This is a genomic window from Variovorax sp. Root434 (assembly GCF_001426595.1).
Lineage (GTDB): Bacteria > Pseudomonadota > Gammaproteobacteria > Burkholderiales > Burkholderiaceae_C > Variovorax.
The window spans coordinates 19,706-32,045 of sequence record NZ_LMEK01000022.1 but is presented as its reverse complement, the minus strand read 5'-3'; the positions used below and the strand labels follow the sequence as shown (position 1 = coordinate 32,045).

The 12,340-nt window shown below is 64.7% G+C and carries 11 protein-coding genes, 3 tRNA genes and 1 pseudogene; 11 read left to right on the top strand and 4 right to left on the bottom strand.

Annotated features, from left to right (window positions below; translation table 11 throughout):
• The first annotated feature begins 17 nt into the window (after positions 1–17).
• The 3 genes from ASD05_RS17645 (at position 18) to greB (ending at position 919) form a co-directional block, all read left to right on the top strand.
• A tRNA-Arg gene (locus tag ASD05_RS17645) sits at positions 18–94 on the top strand.
• Between the two features lie 115 nt (positions 95–209).
• Positions 210–286: transfer RNA gene (locus tag ASD05_RS17640), tRNA-Arg, on the top strand.
• A 57-nt stretch (positions 287–343) separates the two neighbouring features.
• On the top strand, positions 344–919 hold the full coding sequence (gene greB / locus ASD05_RS17635; RefSeq protein ID WP_056595075.1) for a transcription elongation factor GreB: 576 nt from the start codon (positions 344–346) through the stop codon (positions 917–919).
• Between the two features lie 6 nt (positions 920–925).
• Here the strand turns inward: greB and ASD05_RS17630 are convergent, their stop codons facing one another.
• The 4 genes from ASD05_RS17630 to ASD05_RS17615 form a co-directional block, all read right to left on the bottom strand.
• On the bottom strand, positions 926–3,181 hold the full coding sequence (locus tag ASD05_RS17630; RefSeq protein ID WP_056595073.1) for a RelA/SpoT family protein: 2,256 nt from the start codon (positions 3,179–3,181) through the stop codon (positions 926–928).
• A 93-nt stretch (positions 3,182–3,274) separates the two neighbouring features.
• Complete coding sequence (rpoZ, locus tag ASD05_RS17625) at positions 3,275–3,478, bottom strand: DNA-directed RNA polymerase subunit omega (RefSeq protein ID WP_007835875.1); 204 nt, start codon at positions 3,476–3,478, stop codon at positions 3,275–3,277.
• Between the two features lie 39 nt (positions 3,479–3,517).
• On the bottom strand, positions 3,518–4,138 hold the full coding sequence (gene gmk, locus ASD05_RS17620; protein ID WP_007835873.1) for a guanylate kinase: 621 nt from the start codon (positions 4,136–4,138) through the stop codon (positions 3,518–3,520).
• Positions 4,139–4,152: 14 nt separating this feature from the next.
• Positions 4,153–5,076 carry a YicC/YloC family endoribonuclease gene (locus tag ASD05_RS17615; RefSeq protein WP_056595072.1) on the bottom strand — a complete coding sequence of 308 codons (924 nt, stop codon included), beginning with the start codon at positions 5,074–5,076 and terminating at the stop codon, positions 4,153–4,155.
• A gap of 91 nt (positions 5,077–5,167) precedes the next feature.
• Here ASD05_RS17615 and ASD05_RS17610 point away from each other — a divergent pair, with 91 nt between their 5' ends.
• The 8 genes and pseudogenes from ASD05_RS17610 to ASD05_RS17575 all read left to right on the top strand — a co-directional run.
• On the top strand, positions 5,168–6,175 hold the full coding sequence (locus tag ASD05_RS17610) for a serine/threonine protein kinase (RefSeq protein ID WP_042673779.1): 1,008 nt from the start codon (positions 5,168–5,170) through the stop codon (positions 6,173–6,175).
• A gap of 4 nt (positions 6,176–6,179) precedes the next feature.
• Positions 6,180–7,088, top strand: a complete 909-nt coding sequence (locus ASD05_RS17605) for a PP2C family protein-serine/threonine phosphatase (protein ID WP_056595071.1) — start codon at positions 6,180–6,182, stop codon at positions 7,086–7,088.
• Between the two features lie 41 nt (positions 7,089–7,129).
• Complete coding sequence (gene rph / locus ASD05_RS17600; protein ID WP_056513431.1) at positions 7,130–7,861, top strand: ribonuclease PH; 732 nt, start codon at positions 7,130–7,132, stop codon at positions 7,859–7,861.
• Positions 7,862–7,864: 3 nt separating this feature from the next.
• Positions 7,865–8,464 carry a non-canonical purine NTP pyrophosphatase gene (locus ASD05_RS17595; RefSeq protein WP_056595070.1) on the top strand — a complete coding sequence of 200 codons (600 nt, stop codon included), beginning with the start codon at positions 7,865–7,867 and terminating at the stop codon, positions 8,462–8,464.
• Positions 8,464–9,726 carry a radical SAM family heme chaperone HemW gene (gene hemW / locus ASD05_RS17590; protein WP_056595067.1) on the top strand — a complete coding sequence of 421 codons (1,263 nt, stop codon included), beginning with the start codon at positions 8,464–8,466 and terminating at the stop codon, positions 9,724–9,726. Before ASD05_RS17595 ends, hemW begins: the two co-directional genes overlap by 1 nt.
• A gap of 32 nt (positions 9,727–9,758) precedes the next feature.
• Positions 9,759–9,846 (top strand) — tRNA-Ser (locus ASD05_RS17585).
• A 381-nt stretch (positions 9,847–10,227) separates the two neighbouring features.
• Positions 10,228–10,905: an NAD(P)H-dependent oxidoreductase gene (locus ASD05_RS17580; protein WP_056595065.1), complete on the top strand. Its 678-nt coding sequence runs from the start codon at positions 10,228–10,230 to the stop codon at positions 10,903–10,905.
• A gap of 86 nt (positions 10,906–10,991) precedes the next feature.
• Positions 10,992–11,165 (top strand): annotated as a pseudogene (locus ASD05_RS17575) (transposase domain-containing protein); the annotation flags it as partial.
• Positions 11,166–12,340 lie beyond the last annotated feature (1,175 nt).

Here is a 12,340-nt window from a genome sequence, read left to right as displayed (position 1 = left end):
CTATAATGGAAGGCTTAGCGGCTGTAGCTCAGTTGGATAGAGTACTTGGCTACGAACCAAGGGGTCGTGGGTTCAATTCCTGCCAGCCGCACCATCACTGAAAATGCCCGGAAGATTCTTCTTCCGGGCATTTTTCTTTTGTGCCTTCGCGATGGATCGACCCGTGAAGCCCGAAAGGTCGATAAAAGCGGGCTATAATTGCAAGCTGTGCGGCTGTAGCTCAGTTGGATAGAGTACTTGGCTACGAACCAAGGGGTCGTGGGTTCAATTCCTGCCAGCCGCACCACTACAAGGAAAGCCCGCAACGAAAGTTGCGGGCTTTTTTCATTTGGAGGATTTTGCGATGAGCAAGGCATTCACCAAGGAAACCGACTCCGACGCAGACGACGACGGCGCCGATGGCGCGTCACCTCCGTTGCCTGCAGGCAGCAAGAACTACATCACCCCCGAAGGCTATGCGCGCCTGCGCGACGAACTGCTGCAGCTGATGGATGAGGAGCGGCCCAAGATCGTCGAAACCGTGCATTGGGCGGCGAAGAATGGTGATCGCTCCGAGAATGGCGACTACCTCTACGGCAAGAAGCGCCTGCGCGAAATCGATCGCCGCATCCGCTTTCTCACCAAGCGCCTCGAAATCGCGGAGATCACCGATCCCTCGGTGCACCACGGCCGCGACCAGGTTTTCTTCGGCGCGACTGTTCGCTATGTCGACGAGACGGGTGAAGAGCGCAGCGTCACCATTCTCGGCATCGACGAAGCGGAAAGCGCGAAGTCGCAGGTCAGCTGGATCTCGCCGATTGCGCGGGCACTGCTCAAGTCGCGCGAGGGCGACGTGGTGAAGCTTGTGACGCCCGGCGGAGCGCACGAAGTCGAGATTCTGTCCGTGAGCTATCCGGCGCCGCGCCCAGCGGCGGCGTAGCAGTCCTCAGGGGGCTGGAACCGTCCTGGAGGCGGTCAGCACCGACGCGGTACGCCGGGCCGCGCGCAGCACCGCATCCAGGTGCGTGCGGTCGCGCACGGCGATCACGAAGCGCAGGTCGGTCGAGTCCTGCGGGGTTTCGTCGGCCATTTCCACGTGCGTGATGTCGGCTTCCGCGTCGGCCAGCGTGGCGGCGACGCGCGCCAGCACGCCCTTGTCGTTGCGCACGGTGATGACCACTCCGGTCTCGAAGGCGCGCGTGGGTTCGTCCGCCCACTCGACCGCGAAGAAGCGTTCGCTGTCCTTGTGGCGCAGCCGCTGGCCAACGCCGCAGTCTTCCGTGTGCACCACCAGGCCTTCGCCATGGCCGAGGTAACCGACGATCTGGTCGCCCGGAATCGGCCGGCAGCACAGCGCAAACCGCACCGAAGAGTTCTCGCTGCCATCCAGCGTGACCGCGCCCTGCGACACGGTTTCGTGCGAGATGAAGCGCTCGCGGCTCAACAGCAGTGCATCGGGCCGTTCGCCCAGTTCGGAAAGCATCGCCACCAGCCGCTTCGCGACGATGCTGGCGATGCGCTTGCCCAGGCCGATGTCGGTCAGCAGCTCGGAGCGGGTGCGGTTGCCGGTGAAGCGCAGCAGCTTTTCCCACAGCGCCTGATGCTCTTCGTCTTCCTCGGGCAGCTTGCTCAGGCCTTCTGCGCGCAGTGCCTGCGCGAGCAGCTTTTCGCCCAGGCCTTCGGACTCGGCGTGCGCCAGCGTCTTCAGGTAGTGGCGGATCTTGGAGCGTGCCCGGCCGGTTCGCACGAACCCGAGCCAGGCCGGATTGGGCGTCGACACCGGCGCGGTGATCACCTCGACCACGTCGCCGTTCTTGAGCTCGGTGCGCAGCGGCACCTGGTCGCCGTTGATGCGCGCGGCCGAGGTGTGATCGCCGATGTTGCTGTGGATGGCATAGGCAAAGTCGACCACCGTGGCGCCGCGGGGCAGCGCCATGATCTGGCTCTTCGGCGTGAACACGTACACCGCGTCGGGGAACAGGTCGACCTTGACGTGGTCCCAGAACTCGGCCGCATCGCGCGTCTCGTCCTGGATATCGAGCAGCGACTGCAGCCACTTGGTGCCCAGCCGGTCATTGCTGGCCGCGTTCGGCTCGGCGGCCTTGTACAGCCAGTGCGCGGCCACGCCCGATTCGGCCACCACGTGCATCGCCTCGGTGCGCAGCTGGAATTCCACGCTCACGCCGGCCGGGCCGACCAGCGTGGTGTGCAGCGACTGGTAGCCGTTGAGCTTGGCGATCGCGATGTGATCCTTGAACTTGCCCGGCAGCGGCTTGTACATCTGGTGCAGGATGCCCAGGCCGGTGTAGCAGGCGATCACGTTCGGCACGATCAGGCGGAAGCCGTAGATGTCGGTCACCTGGGCGAAGCTCAGGTGTTTTTCTTCCATCTTGCGGTAGATCGAATAGAGCGTTTTCTCCCGGCCTGCGATCCGCAGTGTCATGCCGGCGGCCGAGAACGCGGTCTCGACCTCTTTTTGCACCTTCTGGATCAGGTCGCGCCGACGGCCGCGCGCCTTGGCGACGGCCTTTGACAGCGTGGCGTAACGCCACGGTTTCAAATGCCGGAACGACAGCTCCTGCAGCTCGCGGTAGGTCTGGTTCAGCCCGAGCCGGTGCGCGATGGGGGCGTAGATCTCGAGCGTTTCGCGTGAGATGCGGCCCCATTTTTCACGCGGCGCATCGGCCAGCGTGCGCATGTTGTGCGTGCGGTCCGCCAGCTTGACCAGGATGACGCGCACGTCGCGCGCCATCGCCAGCAGCATCTTGCGGAACGACTCGGCCTGGTTTTCCTCGCGGGTGTTGAACTGCAGCTTGTCGAGCTTGGTCAGTCCGTCGACCAGTTCGGCGACCGGGGCGCCGAAGCGCTCGATGAGTTCGGGCTTGGTGACGCCGCAGTCTTCGATGGCGTCGTGGAGCAGGGCGGCCATCAGCGCCTGCGCATCGAGCTTCCATTCGGCGCATTGCGCCGCCACGGCGATCGGGTGCGTGATGTAGGGCTCGCCGCTGTTGCGCAGCTGGCCCAGGTGGGCCTCGTCGGCGAAGCGGTAGGCGCGCCGGACCAGTTCGGTGTCTTCGGGGCTCAGGTAGTCGAGGCGCGCGGTCAATGCCGCGAAGCTCGCGGCGGCCGCGTTCAGCGCCGCCGGGCTCGGCTTCGGCGTGCCCTTGGGGGCATGGGACTGATGTTTGGCTACCGCGCTCATGGCTACCACTTTAGCGTGACCGCTCTGTGGACGCGTCCGGACATAAAAAAAGCACCGCTTCGCGGTGCCTTTTCGTTGCAGGGCTGCGTCAGATCAGCCCGGCACCTTCTTGAGCATTTCGAGGCCGATCTTGCCTTCGGCGATTTCGCGCAGGGCGGTCACGGCGGGCTTGTTCTTGCTCTCGATCTTGGGGGCATGGCCCTGGCTCAGCATGCGCGCACGGTAGGTGGCGGCCAGGACGAGCTGGAAACGGTTCGGAATATTGACGAGGCAATCTTCGACGGTGATGCGGGCCATGATGAGAATCTTTCGGTCTGGGAGCGGTGAACTCGGATATCAGGGGATGTTCAGTGCGGCGAATGTGTCGGCACGGGCACGGCGCTGTGCGGAATACCGGAGCCGCTGAGCGTGGACGATCGCCTTGAGATCGAAAAGTGCGCGCTCAAATAACTCGTTGATTATAACGAAGTCGAATTCCCCCGCCCGGGCCATCTCTTCGGCGGCGTTTTTAAGCCGCAATTCGATGACCGAGGCGCTGTCTTCGCCGCGCCGTTCGAGCCGGGAGCGCAGTTCTTCCCAGCTGGGGGGCAGGATGAAGATCATCACCGCGTTGGCAAAGGTCTTGCGGATCTGCAGGGCGCCCTGGAAGTCGATTTCGAGGATGACGTCCGCGCCCTGGGCGATCCGTTCCTCGATGGCCTTCTTGGAGGTGCCGTAGCGGTGGCCGTGCACGTGGGCCCATTCCACGAAGCCGTCGGCCGCAATCATTGCGTCGAACTCCGTCGGAGACGCAAAAAAGTACTCGCGGCCATGCTTTTCCTGCCCGCGCGGCGACCGGGTCGTGTGCGACACCGAAGGCTGCACGGCCGAGTCGAGTTCCATGAGCGCCTTGACCAGGCTCGATTTGCCGGCGCCGCTGGGCGCCGCCACCACGAAGATGTTGCCGGGGTAGTCCATTCTGTCGCTCGTCGTCATTCGATGTTCTGTACCTGCTCGCGCATCTGCTCGATCAGGACCTTCATGTCCACGCCGATGCGCGTGAGCTCCAGCGCCGCCGACTTCGAGCCCAGGGTGTTGGCCTCGCGGTGCAGCTCCTGGATCAGGAAGTCGAGGCGCTTGCCGATCTCGCCGCCCTTCTTGAGCAGCCGCTCGATCTCGTCGAGGTGCGAATTCAGCCGCGTGAGCTCCTCGGCCACGTCGATGCGGATCGCAAAGGCGGTGGCCTCGGTCAGCGCGCGGTCCTGGGCGGCCTCGGGCAGCGTGCCGCCCGTGCCGGCGGTCAGGCCCATGGCCTCCTGCCAGCGTTCCAGGAAGCGGGTGCGCTGCTGTTCGACCAGCTGCGGCACCAGCGGGCCGGCCTGCTGTACCAGGGTGCGCAGCTGGCCCAGGTGGGCTTCGAGCATCTTGGCCAGCCGGGCGCCTTCGCGCTGGCGGGCCGACATCAGGCCTTCGAGCGCCTTGCCTGTGACATCGATCAGGTCGGGCCCCCAGTCGCCGCGGGCGGCGCTGTCGCCGCCGGCCAGGCGCAGCACGTCGGCCACGCTCAGGTCGCGCGCGGCGGGCAGCCAGGCCTTGATGCTGTCCTGCACCCCGTTGAGCCGTTGGAGCAGCTTGACGGAGGGCTCGACCACGCCGGCCTGGGCCGTGTTCTCGATGGCGGCGCGCACCTCGACCTTGCCGCGCTTGAGCTTGCCCGTGAGCAGCTCGCGCAGCGCGGTCTCATGCTGGCGCAGCTCCTCGGGCAACTTGAAGGTGAGATCGAGGAAGCGGCTGTTGACCGAGCGGATTTCGACCCCGAGCCGGCCCCCGGCGGAAGGCCGTGCATCGGCTTCGGAGTGGCTGCCTGCGGACCCGTTCTGGCCGCTGGCGTAGCCGGTCATGCTGTAAACTGGCATTGCGCCTCACTGTGGTTTTGCTTGCATGCACCGAGGCGTCGGCACGGCGTTCGCTTGCCGCACCATCGCCTTCGGGCGAAACTCCCGGATTATGTCAAAGGTCAAGCCTACGCCCCTGTTGCCCGATACGGTCATTGGTGGTTACCGCGTTGTACGCCGGCTTTCCGCAGGTGGTTTCGGTGTCGTCTATCTCGCCATCGACCCCAGCGGACAGCAGGTGGCCATCAAGGAATACCTGCCGTCGTCGCTCGCCACCCGAGGTCCCGGCGAGCTCGCGCCGCAAGTGCCGCCCGAGAAATTGTCGCTCTACCGGCTGGGGCTCAAGAGCTTCTTCGAGGAGGGCCGCTCGCTCGCGCAGATCTCGCACGCCTCGGTGGTCAGTGTGCTCAACTTCTTCCGCGAGAACGAGACCGTCTACATGGTCATGAACTACCTGGAGGGCGCGACCCTGCAGGATTTCGTGGTCACCGCGCGAGACCTGAAAAAGCAGAAGGTGTTCCGCGAGTCGACCATCCGTTCGCTGTTCGACGAAATTCTGCGCGGCTTGCGCATCGTCCACCAGTACAAGATGCTGCATCTGGACATCAAGCCGGCCAACATCTTCGTCACCGACGACGACCGCGCCGTGCTGATCGACTTCGGCGCCGCGCGCGAAGTGCTCAGCAAGGAAGGCATCTTCATCCGCCCCATGTACACCCCCGGCTTCGCGGCTCCCGAGATGTACCGGCGCGACTCGTCGATGGGCCCCTGGACCGACATCTACGCCATCGGCGCCTGCATCTACGCCTGTATGCAGGGCTACCCGCCCAACGACGCGCCGCGCCGAATCGAAAAAGACCGGCTCAGCCTGTCGCTGTCGCGCCTGCGCGGCGTGTACTCCGACAACCTGATCGAAGTGGTCGAGTGGTGCATGTCGCTCGACCCGCTGTCGCGCCCGCAGTCGGTCTTCGCGCTGCAGAAGGAGCTCAGCCGCGAAGGCGAGCGCCGCTATACCAAGCTCACGGTGGGCGAAAAAGTGCGCCTGTCGATCGACAACATCCGCTCTTTCGACAAGAAGAGCCTGCCCAAGGCTGCTGCGCCCACCACGCGCCCCGCATGACATCATGAAATTCTCCGTCTTCCAGGTCAGCCGCAAGGGCGGGCGTCTCAAGAACGAAGACCGCATGGGCTATTGCTACACGCGGGAATCGGGGCTGTTCGTGCTGGCCGACGGCATGGGCGGCCATCCGGAAGGCGAGGTTGCGGCGCAGCTGGCGCTGCAGACCATCGCCGCGCTCTACCAGCGCGAGGCGCGCCCGACCGTGAAGGACGTGAAGGCCTTCCTGGCCGAATCGGCCATGGCCGCGCACCAGCAGATCATGCGCTACGCGAGCCACAAGGCGATGCTCGACACGCCGCGCACCACCGTCGTCGCGGCCGTGTTGCAGGGCACCACCGCTACATGGATGCACTGCGGCGATTCGCGCCTCTACGTCGTGCGCGACGGCCGCCTGCTGGTGCGCACGCGCGACCACTCGCACGCCGAACGCCCCAAGCCGCACGGCTCCGACATGCCGGTCAACCGCAACCTGCTGCTGACCTGCCTCGGCTCGCCGACCACGCCGCTGTTCGACATCGCGGCGCCGCTGCAGCTGCAGCGCGGCGACCGCATCATGCTGTGCTCCGACGGTGTGTGGGGCGTGCTCGACGACGAGCTGATCGTGCACACGCTCTCCTCCGGCAAGCCCGTGTCCGATGCGGCTCCCGACCTCGCCGAGATGGCCCTGCGCAAGGGCGGCGCCCACAGCGACAACGTCACGCTCATCGCGCTCGAATGGGAAATGCCCGACAGCGCGGACGACCGCAGCGGCGTGTCCACCGAGACCATCGAAGACGGCGTGTTCGCCTCGACCATCCAGGCTGGCATGCCGGCGTCGGACAACGAGATCGACGACCTCGACGAAGACGCCATCGAGCGCTCCATCGCCGAGATCAACGAGGCCATTCGCCGCTCCGCCGCACGCAAGACCTGAGCGCGCGCGGCTTTTCTTTTTTCTTTCCAATTCCCGAACAAATGACTGCTTTCACGCGAAGCGGCGGCCGTGCCGCCGATCAATTGCGACCGGTGCGCATCACCCGTGGCTTCACCATCCATGCCGAAGGCTCGGTGCTGATCGAGTTCGGCCAGACCCGCGTGCTGTGCACGGCCTCCGTCGAAGAGAAGGTGCCGCCGCACAAGAAGGGCAGCGGCGAAGGCTGGGTCACCGCCGAATACGGCATGCTGCCGCGCGCCACGCACACCCGCAGCAGCCGCGAGGCGGCCAAGGGCAAGCAGACCGGCCGCACACAGGAAATCCAGCGCCTCATCGGCCGTTCGATGCGCGCCGTGTTCGACCTTGCCGTGCTCGGCGAGCGCACCATCCACCTCGACTGCGACGTGCTGCAGGCCGACGGCGGCACCCGCACCGCCGCCATCACCGGCGCCTTCGTGGCGGCGCAGGACGCGGTCAGCAAGCTGCTGGCCAGCGGCGCCATCAAGGCATCGCCCATCAAGGGGCACGTGGCCGCCATCTCGGTGGGCATCGTCGGCGGCACGCCGCTGCTCGACCTGGAATACACCGAAGACTCGGCCTGCGACACCGATATGAACGTCGTCATGACCGGCGCCGGCCACTTCGTCGAAGTGCAGGGCACGGCCGAAGGCGTGGCCTTCACGCGCGAAGAAATGAACATCCTGCTCGGCCTTGCCGAGAAGGGCATCGGCGAACTCGTGACCTTGCAGAAGCAGGCACTGCTCTCGAACTGACTCATGAAACTGGTTCTGGCTTCCAACAACGCAGGCAAGCTCGCCGAACTCCAGCAACTGTTTGCAGAGCTGGCCGTTACCCTGGTGCCGCAATCGGCGCTGGGCGTGGGTGAGGCTGAAGAACCTTTCCGCACCTTCGTGGAGAACGCGCTGGCCAAGGCCCGCCACGCCAGCGCCGCCACTGGCCTGCCCGCCATCGCCGACGACGCGGGCCTTTGCGTCGATGCCTTTGGAGGCCTGCCGGGCGTCGATACCGCCTTCTACGCCACGCAGTTCGGCTACGCCAAGGGCGACGCCAACAATGTGAAGGCGCTGCTCGAGCAGCTCGACGGCGTGGCCAACCGCCGCGCCGCGCTCGTGAGCACGCTGGTCGCGCTGCGCAGCCACGACGACCCCGAGCCGCTCATCGCCATCGGCCGCGTCGTCGGCGAGATTGCGCCTGCGCCCGTTGGCGACAACGGCTTCGGCTTCGACCCCGTGATGTACCTGCCGGCCTTCGGCAAGACCTTTGCCCAACTGCCGCCCGAGGTCAAGAACGCCAACAGCCACCGCGGCCGCGCGGCGCAGGCCATGTTGGCGTTGATGCGCGAGCGCTGGCTGTAATGGCCACCATCTTCCCGATCCAGCCGGCGCAGTCCACGGGAGCGCCGCAGGCCAACGACGTGCTGCACTGGATGCGGCCCGGTCCGCTGCAGCTCAGCGCGCTGCCGCCGCTGTCGCTCTACATCCACCTGCCGTGGTGCCTGCGCAAGTGCCCGTACTGCGACTTCAACTCGCACGAATGGCGCGCCGCGAGCGAAGCGGAGATCGACGGCATTCCCGAGCAGGCGTATATCGATTCATTGGTGGCCGACCTCGATGCCGCACTGCCGCTCATCTGGGGCCGCACCGTCCACACCATCTTCATCGGCGGCGGCACGCCGAGCCTGTTTTCGCCGCAAGCCATCGACCGCCTGCTCGGCGATGTGCGTGCGCGCCTGAAGCTCACGCCCGATTGCGAGATCACGCTCGAAGCCAACCCCGGCACATTCGAGCGCAACCGCTTCCGTGCCTACCGCTCGGCCGGCGTCACGCGCCTGTCGGTGGGCGTGCAGAGCTTCAACGACGAGCACCTGAAGGCGCTGGGGCGCGTGCACGACCGCGCCCAGGCCATCGCCGCGCTCGAAGAGGCTGCGAGCACCTTCGATACCTTCAACCTCGACCTGATGTACGCGCTGCCGGGCCAGACGCTCGAAGGCCTGGACGCTGATCTGTCGCAGGCGCTGGCGCTCGCGCCGCCACACCTGTCGGTGTACCACCTGACCATCGAGCCCAACACCTGGTTCGCCAAGTTCCCGCCCACGCTGCCCGAGGACGACATCGCCTACGCCATGCTCGATCGCATCACCGAACGCACGAGCGCGGCCGGCATGTCGCGCTACGAGGTGTCGGCCTATGCGCGTGAGGGGCATCAGTGCGCGCACAACCTTAACTATTGGCAGTTCGGCGACTACCTCGGCATTGGCGCCGGCGCGCACAGCAAGCTGAGCTTTGCGCACCGCATCGTGCGCCAGGTGCGCTTTCGCGAACCGCGCCTGTACATGGAGAACGCACGCGCGGGCGCCGCGGTGTCGCAGAGCGACGAGGTGGCGCTGGCCGATCTGCCGTTCGAATTCATGCTCAATGCGCTGCGGCTGAAGCAGGGCTTCACGCTGCCACAGTTCAGCGAACGCACGGGGCTGGCGATGACCTCGATCCAGCGTGGATTGGAAGAAGCCGAGCGCAAGGGGCTCGTGGCACGCGACCTGTTCCGCGTGTGGCCGACCGAGCGCGGGCTGGACTTTCTGAGCGATCTGCAGGCGATGTTCCTGCCCGATGAAGCGTAGGGCAACGCCGTCGGCATAAAATCGATGGTTCCGGAGAGTTGGGTGAGTGGTTTAAACCAGCAGTCTTGAAAACTGCCGACGAGAAATCGTCCGTGAGTTCGAATCTCACACTCTCCGCCAGCAACCCAGTATCCATGCGGGTTTGCAGGTGGGGTAGGCACTTACCCCCTTTTTTCTTTTTGCGCTCAGGTGGGCTTTTTTGGACCCCTTTGCAGCGACGCGCTATGGCTATGCACGAAGCTGGTGGACATGCGCTGTGGCGCCGAGCTTTTGCTCGCACACGTGGTGCATGCGCTGGGGAGCTCCCACGGTCAATCCTGACGCATCGCATCTTCTACGACCAACTCGGCATGCTCTGAGCGGGCTCGGGCTGGGCCATGATTGTTTCCACCGCGGAAACTGAGTAACGCTCCGGCGCGCCCAGCGCCCCATGCAAAGACTTTGAAAATCCGGAGGGGGCGTATTGTGCGTGCCCAACCTTCCAATCAGACCGAACGATTCATGTCCAATTCTTCTACCAAACCCGCCACCGACGAACCCAATGCAGCCCAACTGCTCGCCACCTTGCAGTGGCGCTATGCGACCAAGAAAATGGATGCAACGCGCAAGGTCCCGAAGGAAAAGCTTGAGCGCATCCTCGAGGCCGCCCGCCTGGCGCCGACGTCCAGCGGCCTTCAGCCGTTCGAGATCTTCGTGGTTACTGACGCGGCGGTTCGCGAACGCATCAAGCCAATTGCTTGGAACCAGGGTCAAGTCGTCGATTGCTCGCACCTGCTCGTCTTCGCTGCCTGGGACGACTACACCGCTGAGCGCATCAACCACATGTTCGACCTGACCAACACCGTGCGCGGCACGAAGAACGAAGGTTGGGAAAACTACCGTGCCATGCTGCTCGGCAGCTACCCGCAGCGCGGCAGCGAGGTCAACTTCGCGCATGCGGCCCGCCAGGCTTACATCGGGCTGGCCGCGGCACTGATTGCAGCGGCGCACGAAGAAGTGGACAGCACCCCCATGGAGGGCTTCGACCCCGCGGCGCTCGACGACATCCTGGGCCTGCGCGCACGCGGCTTGCGCAGCGTCGCCATCCTGCCCGTGGGCTACCGCGTGGCGGACGAAGACTGGCTGGTCAACCTCACCAAGGTGCGCCGGCCGCGTGACCAGTTCGTGACGGAAGTCTGAGGCGACGTCGAGCGATCAGCCTGCGTGACCCGGAGGAGGGCTATGCAGGCGGCTCAGGTTTGAGCATGCGGCCGCCGTAGCAGTAGGGCAGCGAACTGACTGGTCAACGTGCTGCGGCCGTGATGAGTCTCATGTGGCAGGCCAAGATGCATGGCCACGATCCGTGGACTTACCTCAAAGACTTCATCACTCGGCTGCCGAATCAACCGAACAGCCGCATCGACGAACTGCTCCCACACAACTGGCAACCCGCAGCCTGATCGGCAAAACGCATACGAGGCTCCGCCAACTGCCATCAAGGTGGGACGCCGAGCCGCTTACGCTGTGTCGCTCAACGACCCGGACAAAGATATGCTCACCAACAGAGCTCCGGGCGAATGACCGCAATTGTGCCGGAGACGTAACCTCGAGGTCCGAAAGGGACCGGTAGCAATCATTGCAGCATGAGCAAACGCGGCTGCACCTACGTGCAAACTTCGTAAACGCCCACTTATCGGTGGTTGGCCCATTCGTGAGAAACCACGGGTCAAATCCAAAGAGGGTTGGTCGCGGTGCATTCGGTTGCTCCAGCGGATTCGCTCGCGTCGGTTCGGCAGGCAAAGGTCATTGTCGGAGACGGCGTTTGAAATCATCGATGCCTCGGCGATCGACTCTGATTTCCCCCGGGCACTCCTCCTTTGCCTCCTTCCCGCCACTGATTCGGGGCACCGGCGCGCTTATCGTGGACGGTAAGAGCGCGTCATCGCGTCGCGATCTCAGGCCGAGCCCGAGCGTGGGTGTTCCGCGTTGCTGGCAGATGCAGCCATAGCTCGATTGGAGAACAGTCGGAGACCGCCACCTGTTGAACAAGAAATAGCAGGCCCTTCACACGCCGCTGCGCGCGAACGGTCGACTTACCAAGGCTTCCACCAACGGCGCCGTTCCTGCCGATGCTTAAGAGGCCTCAGGTCCAGGGTGTCGTGGTCAAGATGGGGCGCACCAGCGCGTCGCCGTAGCTCCGCCTCCAGTTGATGCGCTATGCCGCGAGCGTGCAGTTCACCCTGTAGCGCTCGTCGGCGCCATTCAATGGCCCGCGTGCCCAATTCCTCGTCGGGCAACGTCTCTGTTTCGATCATGGTTGGGATTTATGACGGGGTACCGCGCTCGAGCCTTCGACTCTCTCAGGAATTCTCGCGGGGCCAAACGCGCGTCATCAAACCAACGCTCGCAGGCCGCCTTGAGCGTAGGGGGTCGCAACCACCACCGACATCGCCAGAATATGGGATGTCGATTAAGTATCCAAAGATTGCCTTCAGCGCATGACGCTGCTCTTTCGACACGGTTTGTGCTTGCGCTTTGCGCCTTTTTTATGACGACCGCCTGAGTAACCATGCTGTCACTCGCCAAGCGCCACTCCGACACACAGCGAATGCGCTTGCTTCGCATAAGCCGGCTC